Raw genomic sequence first — 18,540 nt, 5'->3', positions numbered from 1 at the left:
CCATCGACCGCACCCGACGACAGCCCGCCCCGCCCCGGCCGCCCGGAGGTCCCCGTGAGCGCTCCCGTCCCCGAGTCCGTGTTCACCTACGGTGCGCCGTCGCTGAAGTTCGGCAGCGGCGCCTCCGAGGAGATCGGCTACGACCTCAGCCGCCTGGGCGTGCGCCGCGTCCTCGTGGTCACCGACCCCGGGGTGGCGGCGACCGGGCTGCCCCAGCGGGTGGCCGACCAGATGGGTCGCTTCGGCATCGAGGCGCGGGTGTACGACGGCGTGCACGTCGAGCCGACCGACGTCAGCCTCACCGAGGCCATCGAGCAGGCGCGGGAGTCGGGGCCGTGGGACGCGTTCGTCGCCGTCGGCGGCGGGTCGAGCATCGACACCGCCAAGGCGATCAACCTGCTCACGACCAACCCCGGTGAGCTCATGGACTACGTCAACGTGCCGGTCGGGAAGGGGCAGGCGCCGAGCGAGCCGCTGCGGCCGCTGGTCGCCGTCCCCACCACGACCGGCACCGGGTCGGAGAGCACCACGATCTGCGTGATGGACGTGATCGCGCAGCGGGTGAAGACCGGGATCAGCCACGCCCGGCTGCGGCCCACCCTCGCCGTCATCGACCCCGACCTGACCCTCACCCAGCCCCCCGGGGTCACCGCCGCCTCGGGCATGGACATCCTGTGCCACGCGCTGGAGAGCTACACCGCCCGCTGGTACACCACCTACGACCGCAAGACCCCCGAGCAGCGGGTGCCCTACTGCGGGTCCAACCCGATCTCGGACATGTGGTCGGAGAAGGCGCTGTCGCTGCTGGCCGGCTCCTTCCGGCGGGCGGTCCGGCACGGCGACGACACGCAGGCCCGCGCCGACATGGCGATGGCGGCCACCTTCGCGGGGATGGGCTTCGGCAACGCCGGGGTGCACGTGCCGCACGCCAACGCCTACCCAATCGCCGGGCAGGTCAAGGACTTCCACCCCAAGGACTACCCGGCCGGCGAGCCGATGGTGCCGCACGGGATGTCGGTGGCGCTGACCGCGCCGGAGGCCTTCCGGTTCACCTTCGAGGCCTCCCCGGAGCGGCACGTGCGCGCCGCGCAACTGCTCGCGCCCAACGCCGGGCAGCCCGACGAGCCCGCCGAGTTCCTGCCGACCGTGCTCACCGACCTGATGCGCGACATCGACATCCCCAACGGGATCGCCGCCGTCGGCTTCGACGAGGGCGACGTGCCCGACCTGGTCGAGGGGACGATGAAGCAGCAGCGGCTGCTGGCCACCTGCCCGCGGGAGGTCACCGAGGACGACGTCGCGGGGATCTTCCTCCGGTCGATGTCGCTCTGGTGACCGGTCTCAGACCGCGACGATCGACTTGGTGACCTGCGCCGAGGCGACGAGAGCGCCGTCGACGGTGGCCTCGGCGCGCAGGAACGCCACCGCCCGGCCGCGGCGCAGCACCGACCCGGTGACGTCGACCCGGGCGCCGGCGCGCACCGGGCGCAGCAGCGAGGCGGTGAGGTCGTGGGTGACGGCGTGCTCGCCCTCACCCAGCGAGGGCAGCAGCGCGAGGAACGCCGCGACGTCCAGGAAGGTGTAGACGACGCCGCCGTGCAGCAGCGCGGCCTGGTTCTGCGCGGCCGCGCCGACGGGGAACCAGATGCCGGCCGGCGGGTCGGCGGGGTCGCGCAGCTGCATCTCCAGGTGTCGGTGCAGCGGGATGTCGAGCACGGCCTGCACGCGGGCGGTCAGCATCTCCGGGGACGGCACGCCCGGCAGCCTCGCACGCCGCGCGGGTCAGCCCCCGGACGGGCCCGGCATGGCCGAGCGGCCGGCGCCCGGCGCGGCCTCCGACCGCAGCAGCGGCAGGGTGCGCCAGGGCACCAGCTCCGAGAGCACGACGACGCTGGTCGAGCGCACCACCGCCGAGGAGCGGTTGAGGTCGACGAGCATCTGCTGCAGCGCCTCGTGCGAGCGGGCCGCCACCCGCACCAGGACGTCGCCGCTGCCGGTGGTCGCGTGCGCCTCCAGCACGCCGGGGAGGGCCTCGAGGTCGCGGCGGACGGCGTCGATGGCGCCCTGGGCGATCTCCAGGGTGACGAAGGCCTGCACCCCGAACCCGGCGGCGCGCACGTCGACGTCGGGGCCGTAGCCGGTGACCACGCCGGCCTCCTCCAGGCGCTGCAGCCGCGCCGAGACGGTGCCGCGGGCCACCCCGAGCAGCCGCGAGAGCTCCAGCGGCCCGGCCGAGCGGTGCTCCCGCACGGCCTCGAGCAGGGCGACGTCGAGGGCGTCGAGCACCCGGCGGTCGGTCACGCGCTGGTCCTCCTGCTGCTGGTCCCGGCGACCAGCTCGGGGGTCGGACTGCTGGTCGTCCTGGTCAGTCGTACCAGCACCAGCCGTACCGGTTGCCCAGGTGTCCCCCGCGGGTGTGCAGTGCCCCGGTGAGCCTCGAGCAGATCCTCAACGACGACGAGAAGCTGGCCGGCCTGGGCGCCGACCAGCTGCAGCAGCTGGTCGGCCTCGTCGAGTACGACGCCTCGGCCGACCCGTTCCCGGTCAGCGGATGGGACTCCCTGGTGTGGGTGGTGGGCAACGCGCTGCAGACGGCGCACTTCCTGCAGTCGGCGTTCGGCATGGAGCTGGTCGGCTACACCGGCCCCGAGACCGGCAACCGCGACCACCACGGCTACGTGCTGCGCTCCGGTGCCGCGCGGTTCGTCGTCCAGGGCGCCTACGACCCCGACAGCCCGCTGGCCGACCACCACCGCCGGCACGGCGACGGCATCGTCGACATCGCGCTGTCCGTGCCCGACGTCGACCGCTGCGTCGCGCACGCCCGCGCGCAGGGCGCCACCGTGTTGGACGAGCCGCACGACGTCTCCGACGAGCACGGCACCGTGCGGCTGGCCTCGATCGCCGCCTACGGCGACACCCGCCACAGCCTCGTCGACCGCTCCCGCTACACCGGCGTCCACCTGCCCGGCTACGTGCCGCGCACCTCGACGTACCAGAAGCGGCCCGGCGCGCCGAAGCGGCTGTTCCAGGCCGTCGACCACGTCGTCGGCAACGTCGAGCTCGGCGCCATGGACACCTGGGTCGACTTCTACAACCGGGTCATGGGTTTCACCAACATGGCCGAGTTCATCGGCGACGACATCGCCACGGACTACTCCGCGCTGATGAGCAAGGTGGTCGCCAACGGCAACCACCGGGTGAAGTTCCCGCTCAACGAGCCGGCGATCGCGAGGAAGAAGTCGCAGATCGACGAGTACCTGGAGTTCTACCGCGGCGCCGGTGCCCAGCACGTCGCGCTGGCCACCAACGACATCCTCGCCACCGTCGACGCCATGCGCGCCGAGGGCGTGGAGTTCCTGACGACGCCGGACTCCTACTACGAGGACCCCGAGCTGCGCGCCCGCATCGGCGAGGTCCGCGTCCCGGTCGAGGAGCTGCAGGCCCGCGGGGTGCTGGTCGACCGCGACGAGGACGGCTACCTGCTGCAGATCTTCACCAAGCCCACCGGCGACCGCCCGACGGTCTTCTTCGAGCTGATCGAGCGGCACGGCTCACTGGGCTTCGGCAAGGGCAACTTCAAGGCCCTCTTCGAGGCGATCGAGCGCGAGCAGGAGCGCCGCGGCAACTTCTGACGAAGGACCTCCTCGCCCCCCGCTCGCACGCTCGCGGCGGGCCCCTGCGAGGGCCGTTCCAGCACGTCACCGGGACGGCGCCGAGTGGGCAGTGGGTGCTGCCCGACACGGCGTGTCGGCGGGTGTCGTCGCCCGCAACCGACCACTCGCAGCGGAAGGGCTCCTCCTCGCGCGTTCCCACGGCCCGCGTCCCCGCCTCACGAGCGGGGGCGCGGGCCGTCGCGGGCCGGTTCCGGCACCTGCTCGTGCCGGGATGCCGTCACTGCGTGACCGGGTGGTGGCACGCTGACGGCTGCGCGGCGCGCACCCGGGCCGCGCGGCAGCGGCGGGTGGACGACGGAGGAGGTGCGGTCGTGGTCCGTTCCCCGGAGCCCCCCGGCCCGGCGCGGGGACGCTGGACCGGCGGCACGCCGTCGATGTCGGCGTCGCCGCTGCAGCGCGAGCACGGTGCCCCCGGGCAGCCGCGGCTGCTCATCATGGACGTCTGCGGCGCCTTCATGCGCCCGCTGGGCGGCTGGCTGCCGGTGGCCCGGCTCGTCGGGCTGATGGCCGTCGTCGGGGTCGAGGAGCCGGCCACCCGGTCGGCGGTCTCGCGGATGCGCCAGCGCGACCTGCTGGTCCCCGAGACGCGTGGCGGGCAGCGCGGCTACCGGCTGTCGGAGCGGGCCCTGGCCGCTCTGGACGAGGCCGACCGGCGCATCTACTCGCGCGTGCCCTCCTCGACGGTCGCGGAGGGCTGGGTGCTCGTCTCCTACTCCGTCCCCGAGCGGGAGCGGGACAAGCGGCACGTGCTGCGCAGCCGGCTGGAGTGGCTCGGCTTCGGGATGCTCGGCAGCGGGCTGTGGCTGGCCCCGCGCTGGATCCAGCCGGAGCTGGAGGCGGCGGTCGAGGCCCTGGGCTTCGAGGAGTACGTGACCGTCTTCGAGGCCCACCACCTCGGCTTCGAGGACCTCCCCGCCCTGGTCGGCCGATGCTGGCACCTGGAGCAGCTGCGCGACCTGTACGCCGAGTTCCTCGACACCGCCGGGACCACGGCGGAGCGGTGGCGCTCGCACCCCGGCGACGACCGGGACGCCTTCGTCGACCACGTCTCGACGCTGCACCAGTGGCGCAAGTTCCCCTACCTCGACCCCGGACTGCCGGCGGAGCTGCTGCCGCCGGAGTGGGAGGGGAAGCGCGCCGCGGACCTGTTCTTCGAGCTCCGCGACCGGCTGGAGGAGCCCGCCCGGCGGTTCGTCGCCGACTTCGTCGCCGGCTGACCGATCGCCCCGGGGCTGCGGCTCTGGTAGGACAGGCGGCGTGCAGACGGCGGACCTGCGCAGCCGCTTCGCCTCCAGCGCCGTCGCCCGGCTCGCCACGGTGCGGCCGGACGGCGCGCCGCACGTGGTGCCCGTCGTCTTCGCGCTGGTCGACGGCACGGTCTACTCGGCGGTCGACGCCAAGCCCAAGCGGACCCGCCGGCTGCAGCGGCTGACCAACGTCCGCGCCGACCCGCGGTGCGCGCTGCTGGTCGACCACTACGACGACGACTGGTCGCGGCTGTGGTGGGTGCGCGCCGACGGGACCGCCGCGGTCGTGGAGGACCCCCCGGCGGCCCACCCGGGCGTGGCGGCGCTCGCGGCGCGGCACCCGCAGTACCGGGCGGAGCCGCCGGACGGTCCGCTGCTGGTGGTCACCGTCGAACGCTGGAGCGGGTGGTCGAGCACGTCCTGACCCGCACGTCCCGAGCAGGAGGAGGAACCAGGTGGAGATCGGCATCGGCATCCCCAACAGCGTCCGCGGCACCACGGGCGCGCAGCTGCTGGACTGGGCCAGGCGGGCCGAGGCCGCGGGCTTCTCCAGCCTGGCCTCGATCGGTGCGGTCTCCTATCCCAGTTACGAGGAGCTGACCGTCTTCGCCGCGGCCGGGGCGGTGACCGAGCGCATCCGGTTCTTCACCAACGTCCTCATCTCCCCGGCCCGCAGCACCGCGGAGCTGGCCAAGCAGGCGGCCACGGTGCAGGAGCTCACCGGCGGGCGGCTGACGCTGGGGCTCGGCGCCGGCTGGCGCGACGTCGACTACCGGCTCACCGGGCGGGACTTCTCCTCCCGGGGGCGGCTGTTCGACGAGCAGCTGGCCGACCTGCACCGGGCGTGGACCGGCGAGCCGATCGTCGAGGGGACCCGGCGGGTGACGCCGGAGACCGGGCACGACGCCGTGCCGCTGCTCATCGGGGGCAACACCGAGGCCGCGATCCGCCGCACGGTCGAGTTCGGCATCGGCTGGACGGCCGGTGGCCTGCCGCCGGAGATGACCGCGCCGTTCCTCGACCGGGTCCGGACCGCCTGGCGCGAGGCCGGCAAGGAGGGCTCGCCGCGGTTCGCGGCGCTGGTCTACTTCTCGCTGGGCGACACCGATGAGGCCTCCCGGCGCTACCTGCTCGACTACTACGAGCCGATGGGCCGCGAGACCGCCGAGATGATCGCCGGCAGCGCGCTCCGGTCACCGGAGGCGGTCCGGGAGGCCATCGCCGGCTTCGCCGAGATCGGCGTCGACGAGCTGCTCCTCGACCCCACCGTCTCCGACCCGGCCCAGGTGGAGCTGCTCGCCGAGGCCGCGCTGTAGCCCGCCGGCCGACGGGTCAGGCGCTGAGGCGCTCGCGGCGCTCCAGGCGCACCCGGCGCCGCTCGCGCTCGGACAGGCCGCCCCAGATGCCGAAGCGCTCGTCGTTGGCAAGGGCGAACTCCAGGCACTCGGTGCGCACCGAGCAGCCGGCGCAGACGCGCTTGGCCTCGCGGGTGGAGCCGCCCTTCTCCGGGAAGAACGCCTCGGGGTCGGTCTCGGCGCACAGCGCGTCCAGGCGCCACGCGGCCGAGCCGCCCTCGGTGGTGTCGGCCCAGAACGACAGCGGGGTCTGCGTGTCGGGGGCAGCGGCGTAGTCGTAGCCCTCGTCGTAGCCCTCGTCGTAGCCGAAGTCGGGGTCGTCGAAGCGGAGGGCGGCCTCGTCGCCGGGGACCAGGCTGAGGTGGGTGCGCGAGAAGGAGTGCACGGGAAGCTCCTCGGGTCGGTGTGCGGCGTGGCGCCCTGTGACGGACGGGTACGCCCTGGCTGCTGTCCGTGACGTTACGCAGCGGGCGCTGCCGGACGCACTGGCAGGAACTGCGCGAAACCCCGCCGTCCGCTTGGCGCATCGTGCCCTCGACCGGGCGGCCCGGCGTGTCGTCACCGGCGGGCCACCCGGACGCGGTAGCGGAGCGGGGGAGATCTTCCGGTGCGACCTGTCGATCTGGTGCGGTGCTGCGTGTCGTAGAGGTGGAGGGCCCGACCGGCGGGCCCCCGGGACCCGGGAGGGCCAGATGGCGCAGTACCTGATCCTGATCTACGAGGACGAGGCGTCCTACGCGACGGCGGCGCCCGAGGTGTGGGGCGAGGTCCTCGAGGAGCACAACCGGTTCGCCGCCGGCGTCGACGGTCTCGGCGCCAAGCTGCTCGGCGGGTCGGCCCTGCAGCCGACCACGACGGCGACCAGCGTGCGCGGCGGGTCGGACGTCACCGACGGCCCGTTCGCGGAGACCAAGGAGGCGCTCGGCGGCTACTACCTCGTCGACGCCCCCGACCTCGACACCGCCCTGGCCGTCGCGCGGACGGTGCCGGCGCGCTTCGGCGGGGTCGAGGTCCGCCCGGTCATGGTGTTCGACTGAGCCGACCGTGACCGCCGACCCCGTGCCCGACGCCTCCGCCGTCGCCGCCGCGGTCGCCGACGCGCACCGTCGCGAGTGGGCCTTCGTGCTCGCCGCGACGGTGCGCGTCACCCGCGACCTCGACGTCGCCGAGGAGTGCGTGCAGGAGGCCTTCGCCACGGCCCTCACCGACTGGCGCGACACCGGTGTCCCGTCGCGGCCCGGGGCCTGGCTGACCACGGTGGCCCGGCGGCGGGCGCTCAACGTGCTGCGCCACCAGGGTGTGGCCCGCCGCTCCCTCCCGCTGCTGGTCGAGGACGACGTCGCGCCCGACCACGCCGAGGACGACACCGGGGACGGCACGCACGGCTACCCCGACGACCGGCTGCGACTGGTGGTGACCTGCTGCCACCCGGCGCTGGACCGCGCGGCGCAGGTGGCGCTGACGCTGCGGCTGCTGTGCGGGCTGACCACCGCCGAGGTCGCCCGCGCCTTCCTGGTGAGCGAGCCGACCATGGCCGCCCGCCTCACCCGCGCCAAGAAGAAGATCGCCGTCGCCGGCATCCCCTACCGGGTGCCGCCACCGGCGGAGCTGCCCGAGCGGGTCGACGCCGTCCTGGCGGTCGTGCACCTGCTGTTCACCACCGGCCACACCGTGCCGGCGGGGGAGGAGCTCGTCCGCCGCGACCTGGTCGAGCGCGCGCTGCAGCTGTGCCGGATGCTGCGCGCCCTGCTGCCCCGCGACCCCGCGGTGGCCGGGCTGCTGGCGCTGCTGCTGCTCACCGACGCCCGCCGGGCCACCCGCACCGGCGAGGACGGCCGGCTGCTGCTGCTCGAGGAGCAGGACCGCTCCCGCTGGGACGCCGCCGCCGTGGCCGAGGGGGTCGCGCTGGTGCGCGAGGCGCTGCGGGGCCGGCCGCCCTCGCGCTACGCCCTGCAGGCGGCGATCGCCGCCGTCCACGCCGAGGCGCCCACCTGGGAGGCCACCGACTGGGCCGAGATCGTCGCCCTGTACGGGGTGCTCGGCCAGGTCTGGCCCTCCCCGGTGGTCGCGCTCAACCGGGCGGTCGCCGTCGGCTTCGCGTCGGGCCCCGCGGCCGGGCTGGCCGCGCTCGACGAGCTGGCCACCGAGCCGCAGCTGGCTGGCTACGGCTACCTGCCGGCCGCGCGCGCCGACCTGCTGCGCCGGCTGGGCCGGATCGAGGAGGCCCGGCTGGCCTACACCGAGGCGCTGCACCTGACGGCCAACGCCGTCGAGCGGGAGTTCCTCGCCGGCCGGCTGGCCGAGCTGGGCTGACGCCCAGCGTCCAGGACGCTCAGCGCCCCAGGTGGGCGCGCAGCGCGGCGACCACCATCCGGTGGTCCTCCAGCTGCGGCAGCCCGGACACCGCGACGACGCCGACCGGCCCCACGCCGCGCACCAGCAGCGGGACGGCGCCGCCGTGCGCGGCGTAGCGCCGGGGGTCCAGGCCCGAGGACTCCTCGAAGGTCGTCCCGCGCTCGACCCAGGTCTGCCGGACGTAGAGCGAGGCGTGCCCGAAGCGGTGCACCACCCGGCACTTGCGCGCGATCCAGTCGGCGTTGTCCGGGGTGGCGCCGGTCAGGGCGGCGGAGAACAGCCGGTGCCCGTTGCGGACGATCTCCACGGCGACCGGCGCGTCGGCGCGGCGGGCGGCGGCCACCAGCGCCGAGCCCAGCTCCCAGGCGTCCTCGTTGGTGAACCCCGGCAGCCGCAGCTCGTCCTCCTCCGCGGCGAGCTCGGCGACGGTCGGGAAGGCGGTCACGCCGCACCCCCGCCGACGACGACGTCCCACTGCCGGACCGACCACGCGGTGACCAGACCGTGGACGACGTAGGGGTCGGACCCGGCGAACCGCTCGACGACGTCGCGCTCCGCCGTCCACACCAGCAGCGCCCGGTCGTGCGGGTCGGGCAGCGCCCCGGCCAGCAGCAGCTCGCCGCGCTCGTGCGCCGCGCGCGCGAGGGCCAGGTGCTCCTCGCGCAGCGGCCCCCGCCGGGTCAGGTAGTCGTCGGCCAGCTCGTACTCCAGGACCAGCATGGGCCCACTCTCACACGTGGGCGGCGACGGTCCGGTCGAGGTAGTCGTTGCGGAAGGCGCCGCGCGGGTCGAAGCGGCGCACCAGCTCGCGGAAGTCCCCGAGCCGCGGGTAGAGGCCGGCCAGCTCCCCGGCCCCCGTGGTGAACAGCTTGCCCCAGTGCGGACGGGCGGCGAACGGGCGTAGCGCCTCCTCGACCGCGGGGAGCAGGGCACGGACCCCGGGCTCGTCGGGGACCCAGGTGAAGTGCAGCGCGACGACGTCCGTGCCGTACGCGGGGCTGAGCCACAGGTCGTCCCCGGCGACGGTGCGGATCTCGCTGACCAGCAGCAGCGGTGCGATCCGGCCGGCCAGCGCGCGCAGCGCGTCCACCGCCGCGCGGGCGTGCTGCCGCGGCACGAAGTACTCGCTCTGCAGCTCCTCGCCGCGGCTGGGGGTGAACCCGAGCTGGAAGTGCGGCAGCCGCTCGTGCCACTCCCCGGGGACGCCGAGCTGCTCGGTGAGGTTCTCGACGGGGGTGTCGGGCAGCATGTGGCTCGGCTCGGTGGCCGACCGGGCGCCGAAGAACTCCTCCGGGGCCACCTCGAGCTCGTCGACCCGCGACTTCACCCACACCTGGGTGACCTCGTGCCAGTTCGTGAACACGCTGACGCTGTAGGCGGCGTCGGCCACCTCGTCGAAGTCGGCGAGCAGCCGCTCCCACGTCAGCCCGAGGTAGACGTTGTTGCGCACGGAGAAGGTCGGCTGGAACCGCAGCCCGACGCGGGTCACCACGCCCAGCGCGCCGAGGTGGACCACCGCGCCGGGGAGGTCGGGGTCGCCCTCGCGCAGGCGCACCAGCTCGCCGTCGGACCGCACGACGTCGAGCCCGGCGACGGAGGTGCTCAGCGAGCCGTTGCGGCCGCCCGACCCGTGGGTGCCGGTGGCGGTGGCGCCGACGACGGTGATGTGGGGCAGCGAGGCGAGGTTGTGCAGGGCCCACCCGTGCCGCGCCAGCTCGGGGAGCAGGTCCCCGTACCGCGTCCCGCCGGGGACCCACACCACGCCCGGGGCGTCTCCGCCGGCCAGGTCGAGCTCGACGTCCCCCTCCAGCGCGTCGAGGGAGACGAGGTCGGCGGGGGTGTCGGCGATGTCGTTGAAGCAGTGCCGGGAGCCGAGGGCCTTGACCCGCGGGCTGCCGGCGACGATCTCCTGGACCTCGGCGACGCTGGTCGGCCGGTGCAGCCGGGCGGCCCGGTAGGCGAGGTTGCCGGCCCAGTTCCTCCCGGCCGGCCCCGCGGTCCCTGCGGCCGTCACGTGCTCCTGCATGGCTGCTGCGGTCTCCCCTCGGCGTGCCCGTGCCCATCCAACACCGGAGACGGCGAGACCCCCACGGCCCGGGGCCGTGGGGGTCTCGCGTCGTGCGGGGGCGCTCAGACGGCGCGGACGTTCTCCGCCTGCGGGCCCTTCTGGCCCTGGGTGACGTCGAACTCGACGCGCTGCGCCTCGTCCAGCGAGCGGTAGCCGCTGCCGCTGATCGCCGAGAAGTGGCAGAAGACGTCGGGGCCGCCGCCGTCCTGCTCGATGAAGCCGAAGCCCTTCTCCGCGTTGAACCACTTCACGGTGCCCTGCGCCATGTCGTTCTCCTTCGTCCGTGCTGGGGGTGTCGGGTCCGGCAGGTGCCGGTTCCCGGGTCGCCGCACCGACCGGCAGGACCGAGTGGAACGTCAGGCAGAGACGACTGCGGACGTCCGAGAACGAAGCAGAGGTACGACAGCGACCGGGCACGACTGTACCGGCTGCCCCGCGGCAGGCGGTGCCACGGCCGCCAGCGTCACAGTGGGCGGCGTCACCAGCGGAGCGGGTCGACCACCCGGGACTGCGCCGTGCGGCAGGCGCGGCAGTTGCCCCACGCGACCAGGGACAGGTGCGTCGTCGGGGACCCGCACTCGGGGCAGTCGACCGGCTCGGGACGGGCGCGGGCTGCGCCGAGCTCGCGCGAGCGCTCCTCGTGGACCGCCTCGTCGCCCCGGCAGGGGCACCCGAGATGGGCGTCGGCACAGCGAGCACGGTGTGTGGTGATGGGACCCCCTCCGGTCGAGGAGGACGCTACCCGCTGCCGGCCGGTACCCGGACCGTCAGCGCCGGCCGCCGGCGCGCAGTTCGAGCCACAGCCAGCCGGCGAGGGCGGTCGGGACGGCGACGAAGGCCGACAGCGCCGCGACCGGGCCGACGAGCGAGCCGAGCCACGCGAGCAGCAGCGGCGTGCCGAAGCCGACGTAGGCGAAGGCGTAGAAGGCGCTGTTCATCGCCCCGCGGGTCTGCGGCGGCGCGAGACGGGCGGTGAGGGTGAGCCCGGCGGTGAGGCACAGCCCGCCGCAGCTGCCCATGAGCAGCGACGCCGGGACCAGCAGCGGCTCGGACCGGGTGACGACGGCGACCACGGCCAGGCCGACACCCACCGCGCCCAGCGCCATGCCCAGCGGCGCCGCGCCGCGCTCGAACCGGCGCCCGACCCGCGCGGCGACCGCGCTCGCACCCAGGGCCAGCCCGCCGACCAGCCCGGCGTAGGCCACGCCGACGCCGTCGGGGACGACCAGCAGCGGCAGCAGGGTGGCGGCGACCGCGGGGAAGGCGAACACCCCGGAGGCGGTGGGGGCCAGCACCGCCCAGAAGGGCCGGCGCGCCTCCCGGGGCAGCCCGAGGGTCATCAGCTTCCCGGGGCGGCGGACCTCGACGGTCTCGGGCACGGTCAGCAGCGCGCCGAGGCCGACGACGAGGACGGCGACGTGCACGAGGTAGGGCAGCGTCGTCGGCGCGGGGCCGTACTGCGCGAGCAGCCCGCTCATCGCCGGGGCGATGGCGAAGCCCAGCGACGTCGACACCGCCCCGCGGGTGGCCGCCGACTGCTGGCCGCGCGGACCGGCGAGCTCCTGCAGCCAGGCGTTGGCGACGGAGAACACCACCCCCGAGACGACGCCCTGCAGCAGCCGGCCCAGGTAGAGCAGCGGCAGGTGGTCGACGGCGGGCAGGAACAGCAGCGACACCAGCCCGGCGAGGACGGAGAACGGCAGCACCAGCGCGCGGCGGCCGAAGCGGTCCGACGCCGCGCCGGCCACGGTGAGCGCGGCGATGAGGCCGATGGCGTAGCAGCCGAAGACGGCGGTGAGGTCGGCGTCGGACAGGCCCAGCGTGCGCCGGTACACCAGCAGCAGCGGGGTGGGGACGTTGGTGCCCAGCGCCACGGTGAACAGCCCCAGGGTCAGCGCGTCGAGCTGCCGCCGCGTGCCCCGCCGGGTGTCCTGCGGGGGCGCGGCGTCCGGCACGCGGCGGACGGTACCGCCCCCGCCGTCCGGCGACCGGGTGCGCCGGCCCGGTCGCTGCCAGGATGGGCGCCGGCGACGGAGGAAGGAGGGCACCCCCGTGTCCCTGCACCGGCACTACCCGCCCGACCTCTACCGCGGCACCACCGGGGAGGCCAGTGCCTGGTCGCGCCCCGCCGACCGCCCGCCCGACACCGTCTCGGCCACCGGCGTCACCTGCGAGTTCCTCGCCACCGGCGACCAGACCGCCGGCCGCTTCGGCCTGTACCGGTGGACCTTCGGCGCGGAGCCCTCCGGTCCGGGGCCGCACTTCCACCGCTCGATCTCCGAGCAGTTCTACGTGCTGTCGGGCACGGTCGAGGTCTACGACGGCCGGTCGTGGGGCACCGCCGGCCCCGGGGACTTCCTCTACGTGCCCGAGGGCGGCGTGCACGGCTTCCGCGGCGGGGACCGCGCCACGATGCTGCTCATGTTCGCCCCGGGCGGCCCGCGCGAGGAGTACTTCGAGACGCTGGCGCGCGGGGAGCGCATGACGCCGGAGGAGCGGGCGGAGTTCATGCTCCGCCACGACACCTACTGGGTGTGACGCCCCGCCGGACCGCGTCGAGTGGGCAGTGGCGGTCGACGACACGCGCGGGCACGCCGTGTCGGGGAGCCGCAGGTGCGCACTCGGCAGCGCGGGTCCTCAGCGGTGGATGACCTCCCGGAACCGGGCGCAGCTCTCCTCGATCGCCGCTTGCGCGGCCGGTGAGGCGGCGCCCATGTCGAAGAAGCCGTGGATCAGGCCGTCGTAGCGCAGCACGTGCGCCGTCCCGCCCGCGGCCTCGAGCGCCTGGCCGTACGCCTCGCCCTCGTCGCGCAGCGGGTCGTACTCGGCGGTGACGACGACCGCCGGCGGGAGGCCGGACAGGTCGCCGTGGTGCAGCGGCGACAGTCGCGCGTCCCGGGCGTCCTCCCACGCCCCGGTGTAGTGACCGTAGAACCAGTCCATCGTGTCCTGCTCGAGGAAGTAGCCCTTGGCGTTCTCCTGGCGGGAGGGGTACTCGCCCTCGGCGTCGACGGCGGGGTAGATCAGCAGCTGCCCGACCAGCGGGGTGCCGTCGTCGCGCAGGGTCTGGGCGACGACGGCCGCCAGGTTGCCGCCGGCGCTGTCACCGGCCACCGCCAGGCGCGGGTCCCCGCCGAACTCGTCGAGGTGCTGGGCCACCCAGCGGGCCGCCGCGACCGCGTCCTCGGCGGCGGCGGGGAAGGGGTGCTCGGGCGCCAGCCGGTAGTCGACGGCGACCACGACGGCCTCCGCGTGCCGGCAGACGTTGCGGACCATGTTGTCGTGGGTGTCGAGGTCGCCGATCACCCAGCCGCCGCCGTGGAAGAAGACGACGGTGGGCAGCGGCCCGGAGGCGTCGGGGCGGTACACCCGCGCCCGCAGGTCGCCCTCGGCACCGGGCACGGTGCGGTCCTCGGTGCTGCCCACCGGGACCACCTGCTCGGGCGTGCGCACGTCCCGGGTGAGGGCGAGGTAGTAGGCGCGCCCGGCCTCGGGCGTGCCCTCGCTCAGCGGCGGCGCGCCCGACTCCTCGAGCGCGGTGAGCAGGGCGGCGATGTGCGGGTCGACCGGCACGGGGGCTCCTGACGTCGTCGGCGGGGGTGGTCAGCGGTACACGAGCGAGCCGTCGTCGAGGTCGGCCTTCGGCAGCAGCTCGGCCTCCTGCGCGTGCTCGAGCATGTGGGTCCACGGCTCGCGGTCGCCCTGCTTGAACAGCAGGTGCTGGGAGCGCAGCACGTAGCCGGCGTTGAAGTTCTCCGGGTCCGACCACGGCCCGAGCTGCATCCCGGCGTCCTCCGGGCGCAGCTCCGGCACGACGCTCCGGGCGCCCTTCTCCTGCATGCGCGCGAAGAGCCGGTCGACGAGGTCGCAGACGAGGTCCACGCGCAGCGTCCAGCTGTGCCGGAAGTAGCCGAAGACGTAGGCCATGTTCGGCACGCCGCTGATCATCAGGCCGCGCCAGGTGACCCGCTCGGGGAAGGCCACCGGCTCCCCGTCGACGGTGAAGGAGACGTCGCCGAACGCCGAGAGGTTGAAGCCCGTGGCGGTGACGACGACGTCGGCCTCGAGCTCCTCGCCGGCGCCGACCCGGATGCCCTTCTCGGTGAACGTGTCGATGGTGTCGGTGACGATCGACGCCTTCCCCTCCCGGATCGCCGCGAACAGGTCGCCCTCCGGGACGATCGCGATGCGCTGCTGCCACGGCCGGTACCGCGGCGTGAAGTGCTTCTCGACGTCGAACCCCTCGGGCAGCAGGGGCCGCATCGACTCGATGAGGAAGGCGTGCAGGTCGTCGGGGGCCTCGTGCGACATCCGCGCCAGCTCGTTGAACTGGGCCGCGTAGGCGCGGCGGAGGATCTCGTGCGTCCAGTCCTCGGGGATGTCCAGGGCCCGCAGCGTCACGGCGAGCTCGTGGGTCAGCGGCGGGGCGAGGAAGTAGGAGGGGGAGCGCTGCAGCATCGTCACGTGCGCCGCGTCCTTGGCGATCGCCGGGATCAGCGTGGCGGCGGTCGACCCGGAGCCGATGACGACGACGCGCTTGCCGGTGAGGTCGAGGTCCTCGGGCCAGGACTGCGGGTGGATGACGAGGCCCTGGTAGGAGTCCATGCCCTCCCACCGCGGCTGGTAGGGCTCGGCGTGGTTGTAGTAGCCCTGGCACATCCACAGCCAGTCGGTGGTCATCCGCAGCTTCTCGCCGGTGTCCTCGCGGGTGACCTCCACCGTCCACCGGGCGTCCTCGCTGGACCAGGAGGCGGTGGTGACGCGGTGCCGGTAGCGGATCCGCGGGGCGAGGTCGTCCTCGGCGATGACCTCGTCGAGGTAGGCCAGGATCTCCTCGCCCGCGGCGATCGAGGGGCCGCGCCACGGCTTGTGCCGGTAGCCGTAGGTGAACAGGTCGCTGTCGGAGCGCACGCCCGGGTAGCGGTGGGTCCACCAGGTCCCGCCCCGGGTCTCCTGCGCCTCGAGGAGCACGAACGTCCGGTCGGGGAACCGTTCCCGCAGGTGGTGCGCGGCCCCGATGCCCGACACCCCGGCCCCCACGATGAGGACGTCGACGTGCTCGACGTCCTCCGCGGTCGGTGCCGGGGCCTCGAGGGTCGCCGTTCCGGTCGTGGTCATGGCCTGACCTCCCTGGAGCTGTGACGCAGGTCACGAACCTAGCCCGAGGAGCCACCCCACCGGGAGTCCCCGGCGTGTCGACCCGCCGACTCACGGCCGGACCTCACCCGGTGAGCACGGGCAGCGCGTCGACGCCGTACACGAACGACAGCCGCCGGAACGACAGCCGCTCGGGCGGGACGGCGAGGGCCAGGTCGGGGAAGCGCCGCAGCAGCGCGGGCAGCACCACGGTGAGCTCCAGCCGGGCCAGCTCGGCGCCGACGCACCGGTGACTGCCGTGCCCGAAGGCCAGGTGCCCGCCGCGCGGTGACCGGCCCGGGTCGACGGCGCCGGGGTCCGCGCCGGCCCAGGCCGGGTCGCGGTCGGCGCCGCTCAGCGAGACCAGCACGACGTCGCCGGCGCCGATCCGCTGCCCGCCGACGTCCACGGCGCGCCGGGCGAAGCGGGGGAAGGCCACCTGCACCACCGACAGGTGGCGCAGCAGCTCCTCCACCACCCGCTCGACGTCGCGCGGGGAGCCCTCGCGCACCAGCGCCGCGGTCGCGGGGTCGCGCAGCAGGACCAGCGTGCCCAGGGAGATCATCGCGGCGGTCGTCTCGTACCCGCCGGTGACGACGCCGTCGGCGAGGCCGACCAGGTCGGCGTCGGAGACGGTGTCCCCGGAGGTGCGGACGATCCGCCCGATCAGGCCGTCGCCGGGCTCGCGGCGCTGGGCGGCCACCGCCTCGGCGAGCGACCGGCGCTGCGCGGAGACCGCGCCGAGGGCCCCGGCGGTGCCCCGGGTGGCGTCGAAGCGGCGGGCGCCCAGCCGCCGGAGGAGCCCCCCGTCGGCGCCGTCGAGCCCGAGCAGGTCGCAGATCGTCTGCAGGGGCACGGGCGCGGAGACGTGCCGCGCGAGGTCGGCCGGTGACCCGGCCGCGGCCAGGGCGTCGAGCTGCCGGTGCACCGTCCGCTCGACGGCCGGCGCCAGCCGCTGCACGCGGGCGCGGGTGAACTCGGGCGCGACCAGCGCCCGCAGCCGGGTGTGGTCCGGGGGGTCGGTCATGCCGAGGCCGCCGACGTCGTCGGCGGTGACCGGGCCGTCGCCGCCGAACAGGTGGCGCACGTCGGTGCTGAAGGCGGCGTGGTCGGCGAGCACCGCGCGGGCCTCCGCGGCGCCGGTGACGAGGTGCACCGGCAGGTCGAAGGGCAGCTCGAGGCGGTGCACCGGCCCGCGCGCCGCCAGCTCGGTGAACTCCGGCACCGGGTCGAGGCCGTCGCGCCGCAGGGGCAGGGTGGCCGACCGCGGGAGGGCACGCACGACGGCGGGGTCCGGTCCCCGGCGCCGGACCCGGCGGGCCAGCCGGGCGCCGAGCCACGAGCGGAGTCGCGCGCGCAGCCGGGGGACCGGCCCGGTCCGGGGCGGTGCGGGGCGCTCCGGCGGTGCGGGGGTGCGGACCTGCTCCAGAGTGCTCATGGCGCCTCGTCTCGGCCACCGGCGTCGGGGCTCCGGCGGGAGGTGACCGCGTCCCGGCCGGGCAGGTCGAGCCTCCCGACCGGGCACCTCGGCGACCATCGGGTGGCGCCCCCGACCGCGCACGGTCGGCTGGGGGAGGACCCGTAGGGGCGCCGCCGGACCGCGGGGGCCCGGCCGTCCCCCGACGAGCGGGACCGCGGCCGGTGTGGCCTGCTGGACGCATGGAACTGCGCACCCTCGGCCGCAGCGGCTGTGCCGTCTCGGCCCTGTGCCTGGGCACGATGACCTTCGGCGCCGAGACCGACGAGGCCGGCGCGCACGAGCAGCTCGACGTCTTCGTCGAGGCGGGCGGCACGCTCGTCGACACCGCCGACGTCTACTCCGCCGGCGCGTCGGAGGAGATCGTCGGGCGCTGGCTGGCCGCCCGCCCGGCCGACGTCCGCGACCGCGTCGTCCTGGCGACCAAGGGCCGCTTCCCGATGGGCGCCGAGCCCAACGCGCTGGGCAGCTCCCGGCGGCACCTGCGGCGCGCTCTGGACGACTCGCTGCGCCGGCTCGGCGTCGACCACGTCGACCTCTACCAGCTGCACGCGTGGGACCCGCTGACCCCGCTGGAGGAGTCACTGCGCTTCCTCGACGACGCCGTCTCCGCCGGCAAGGTCGGCTACCCGGGCCTGTCGAACTTCACCGGCTGGCAGCTGCAGCGCGCCGTCGACGTCGCCGAGCGCGACCGCCTCGCCGTCCCGGTCACGCTGCAGCCGAACTACAGCCTGCTGGTGCGCGGCACCGAGGCCGAGATCGTGCCGGCGTGCCTGTTCAACGGGCTGGGCCTGCTGCCGTGGGGTCCGCTCGCCGGCGGCTGGCTGTCGGGCAAGTACACCCGCGACCAGCGGCCGCAGGGCACCACCCGCCTCGGCGAGGACCCCGACCGCGGCATGGAGGCCTACGACCGCGTCGGCGGCCGGGAGCGCACGTGGGACGTGCTGGAGGCCGTGCAGGACGTCGCGGAGGCGCGCGGCGTGTCGATGCCGCAGGTGGCGCTCGCCTGGCTGCGCGCCCGGCCGGCCGTGACCTCGGTGATCCTCGGGGCGCGCACCACCGGGCAGTTGCGCGACAACCTGGGCTCGGCGGACCTGGTGCTGTCGGCCGAGGAGACCGCGCGGCTGGACGCGGTCAGCGACCCGGCCGCCCCGGACTACCCCTACGGCGAGCTGGGGGTCGAGCAGCGCAGCCGCAGCCTGTCCGGCTGACCGCCCGGTGCGCG

Annotated in this window: 20 protein-coding genes; 9 read left to right on the top strand and 11 right to left on the bottom strand. The window is 75.2% G+C overall.

The window, feature by feature from the left end:
- The first annotated feature begins 54 nt into the window (after positions 1-54).
- Positions 55-1,335, top strand: coding sequence for a hydroxyacid-oxoacid transhydrogenase (locus ACI8AD_RS01080; RefSeq protein ID WP_456868702.1), 1,281 nt, complete (start codon positions 55-57; stop codon positions 1,333-1,335).
- Positions 1,336-1,341: 6 nt separating this feature from the next.
- Here the strand turns inward: ACI8AD_RS01080 and ACI8AD_RS01075 are convergent, their stop codons facing one another.
- Both ACI8AD_RS01075 and ACI8AD_RS01070 read right to left on the bottom strand, forming a co-directional pair.
- Positions 1,342-1,755, bottom strand: a complete 414-nt coding sequence (locus tag ACI8AD_RS01075; protein ID WP_456868700.1) for a PaaI family thioesterase — start codon at positions 1,753-1,755, stop codon at positions 1,342-1,344.
- A gap of 27 nt (positions 1,756-1,782) precedes the next feature.
- Entirely contained in the window at positions 1,783-2,301 is a 519-nt protein-coding gene (locus tag ACI8AD_RS01070; protein WP_456868699.1) for an Lrp/AsnC family transcriptional regulator, read from the bottom strand.
- A 128-nt stretch (positions 2,302-2,429) separates the two neighbouring features.
- Between ACI8AD_RS01070 and hppD the strand changes: the two genes are divergently transcribed.
- From hppD to ACI8AD_RS01050, 4 genes are all read left to right on the top strand, one after another.
- Positions 2,430-3,635 carry a 4-hydroxyphenylpyruvate dioxygenase gene (hppD, locus tag ACI8AD_RS01065; protein ID WP_456868696.1) on the top strand — a complete coding sequence of 402 codons (1,206 nt, stop codon included), beginning with the start codon at positions 2,430-2,432 and terminating at the stop codon, positions 3,633-3,635.
- A 353-nt stretch (positions 3,636-3,988) separates the two neighbouring features.
- A complete protein-coding gene (locus ACI8AD_RS01060; protein ID WP_456868693.1) occupies positions 3,989-4,894 on the top strand; it encodes a PaaX family transcriptional regulator in 906 nt (301 codons plus the stop codon).
- 40 nt (positions 4,895-4,934) lie between these two features.
- The gene (locus ACI8AD_RS01055; RefSeq protein ID WP_456868690.1) at positions 4,935-5,348 is read left to right on the top strand and encodes a TIGR03668 family PPOX class F420-dependent oxidoreductase; all 414 of its coding nucleotides are present in this window, start codon (positions 4,935-4,937) and stop codon (positions 5,346-5,348) included.
- A 31-nt stretch (positions 5,349-5,379) separates the two neighbouring features.
- Positions 5,380-6,240 carry an LLM class flavin-dependent oxidoreductase gene (locus ACI8AD_RS01050; RefSeq protein WP_456868686.1) on the top strand — a complete coding sequence of 287 codons (861 nt, stop codon included), beginning with the start codon at positions 5,380-5,382 and terminating at the stop codon, positions 6,238-6,240.
- A gap of 16 nt (positions 6,241-6,256) precedes the next feature.
- Here the strand turns inward: ACI8AD_RS01050 and ACI8AD_RS01045 are convergent, their stop codons facing one another.
- A complete protein-coding gene (locus ACI8AD_RS01045; protein WP_456868684.1) occupies positions 6,257-6,664 on the bottom strand; it encodes a WhiB family transcriptional regulator in 408 nt (135 codons plus the stop codon).
- A gap of 307 nt (positions 6,665-6,971) precedes the next feature.
- Between ACI8AD_RS01045 and ACI8AD_RS01040 the strand changes: the two genes are divergently transcribed.
- Positions 6,972-7,316, top strand: coding sequence for a YciI family protein (locus tag ACI8AD_RS01040; protein WP_456868682.1), 345 nt, complete (start codon positions 6,972-6,974; stop codon positions 7,314-7,316).
- Between the two features lie 7 nt (positions 7,317-7,323).
- Positions 7,324-8,592, top strand: a complete 1,269-nt coding sequence (locus ACI8AD_RS01035; protein WP_456868680.1) for an RNA polymerase sigma factor — start codon at positions 7,324-7,326, stop codon at positions 8,590-8,592.
- 19 nt (positions 8,593-8,611) lie between these two features.
- Here the strand turns inward: ACI8AD_RS01035 and ACI8AD_RS01030 are convergent, their stop codons facing one another.
- From ACI8AD_RS01030 to ACI8AD_RS01010, 5 genes are all read right to left on the bottom strand, one after another.
- The gene (locus ACI8AD_RS01030) at positions 8,612-9,079 is read right to left on the bottom strand and encodes a heme-degrading domain-containing protein (RefSeq protein ID WP_456868679.1); all 468 of its coding nucleotides are present in this window, start codon (positions 9,077-9,079) and stop codon (positions 8,612-8,614) included.
- Positions 9,076-9,354, bottom strand: a complete 279-nt coding sequence (locus ACI8AD_RS01025) for a YciI-like protein (protein WP_456868677.1) — start codon at positions 9,352-9,354, stop codon at positions 9,076-9,078. Before ACI8AD_RS01025 ends, ACI8AD_RS01030 begins: the two co-directional genes overlap by 4 nt.
- A gap of 10 nt (positions 9,355-9,364) precedes the next feature.
- On the bottom strand, positions 9,365-10,648 hold the full coding sequence (locus ACI8AD_RS01020) for a D-arabinono-1,4-lactone oxidase (protein WP_456868675.1): 1,284 nt from the start codon (positions 10,646-10,648) through the stop codon (positions 9,365-9,367).
- A 116-nt stretch (positions 10,649-10,764) separates the two neighbouring features.
- The gene (locus ACI8AD_RS01015; RefSeq protein ID WP_456868673.1) at positions 10,765-10,968 is read right to left on the bottom strand and encodes a cold-shock protein; all 204 of its coding nucleotides are present in this window, start codon (positions 10,966-10,968) and stop codon (positions 10,765-10,767) included.
- Positions 10,969-11,469: 501 nt separating this feature from the next.
- Positions 11,470-12,657 (bottom strand): MFS transporter, encoded by a 1,188-nt coding sequence (locus ACI8AD_RS01010; protein ID WP_456868672.1) that lies wholly within the window; start codon positions 12,655-12,657, stop codon positions 11,470-11,472.
- 97 nt (positions 12,658-12,754) lie between these two features.
- Between ACI8AD_RS01010 and ACI8AD_RS01005 the strand changes: the two genes are divergently transcribed.
- The gene (locus ACI8AD_RS01005; RefSeq protein ID WP_456868671.1) at positions 12,755-13,240 is read left to right on the top strand and encodes a cupin domain-containing protein; all 486 of its coding nucleotides are present in this window, start codon (positions 12,755-12,757) and stop codon (positions 13,238-13,240) included.
- Between the two features lie 99 nt (positions 13,241-13,339).
- On the opposite strand, the gene ACI8AD_RS01000 is transcribed toward ACI8AD_RS01005, so the two are convergent.
- The 3 genes from ACI8AD_RS01000 to ACI8AD_RS00990 form a co-directional block, all read right to left on the bottom strand.
- Positions 13,340-14,275 carry an alpha/beta hydrolase gene (locus ACI8AD_RS01000; RefSeq protein WP_456868669.1) on the bottom strand — a complete coding sequence of 312 codons (936 nt, stop codon included), beginning with the start codon at positions 14,273-14,275 and terminating at the stop codon, positions 13,340-13,342.
- A gap of 30 nt (positions 14,276-14,305) precedes the next feature.
- The gene (locus tag ACI8AD_RS00995; protein WP_456868668.1) at positions 14,306-15,820 is read right to left on the bottom strand and encodes a flavin-containing monooxygenase; all 1,515 of its coding nucleotides are present in this window, start codon (positions 15,818-15,820) and stop codon (positions 14,306-14,308) included.
- A gap of 103 nt (positions 15,821-15,923) precedes the next feature.
- The gene (locus tag ACI8AD_RS00990; RefSeq protein WP_456868666.1) at positions 15,924-17,276 is read right to left on the bottom strand and encodes a cytochrome P450; all 1,353 of its coding nucleotides are present in this window, start codon (positions 17,274-17,276) and stop codon (positions 15,924-15,926) included.
- A 221-nt stretch (positions 17,277-17,497) separates the two neighbouring features.
- Here ACI8AD_RS00990 and ACI8AD_RS00985 point away from each other — a divergent pair, with 221 nt between their 5' ends.
- Positions 17,498-18,526 (top strand): aldo/keto reductase, encoded by a 1,029-nt coding sequence (locus tag ACI8AD_RS00985; RefSeq protein ID WP_456868664.1) that lies wholly within the window; start codon positions 17,498-17,500, stop codon positions 18,524-18,526.
- Positions 18,527-18,540 lie beyond the last annotated feature (14 nt).

The organism is Geodermatophilus sp. SYSU D00766, assembly GCF_054049915.1.
Note: the sequence above shows the minus strand (reverse complement) of the source record. Positions and strands in the feature narration are given on the sequence as shown.

Coding starts and splice junctions, on each gene's coding strand:
- ACI8AD_RS01040 (WP_456868682.1), top strand. CDS start 6,972: ATGGCGCAGTACCTGATCCTGATCTACGAGGACGAGGCGTCCTACGCG.
- ACI8AD_RS01025 (WP_456868677.1), bottom strand. CDS start 9,354: ATGCTGGTCCTGGAGTACGAGCTGGCCGACGACTACCTGACCCGGCGG.
- ACI8AD_RS01015 (WP_456868673.1), bottom strand. CDS start 10,968: ATGGCGCAGGGCACCGTGAAGTGGTTCAACGCGGAGAAGGGCTTCGGC.
- ACI8AD_RS00995 (WP_456868668.1), bottom strand. CDS start 15,820: ATGACCACGACCGGAACGGCGACCCTCGAGGCCCCGGCACCGACCGCG.
- ACI8AD_RS00990 (WP_456868666.1), bottom strand. CDS start 17,276: ATGAGCACTCTGGAGCAGGTCCGCACCCCCGCACCGCCGGAGCGCCCC.
- ACI8AD_RS00985 (WP_456868664.1), top strand. CDS start 17,498: ATGGAACTGCGCACCCTCGGCCGCAGCGGCTGTGCCGTCTCGGCCCTG.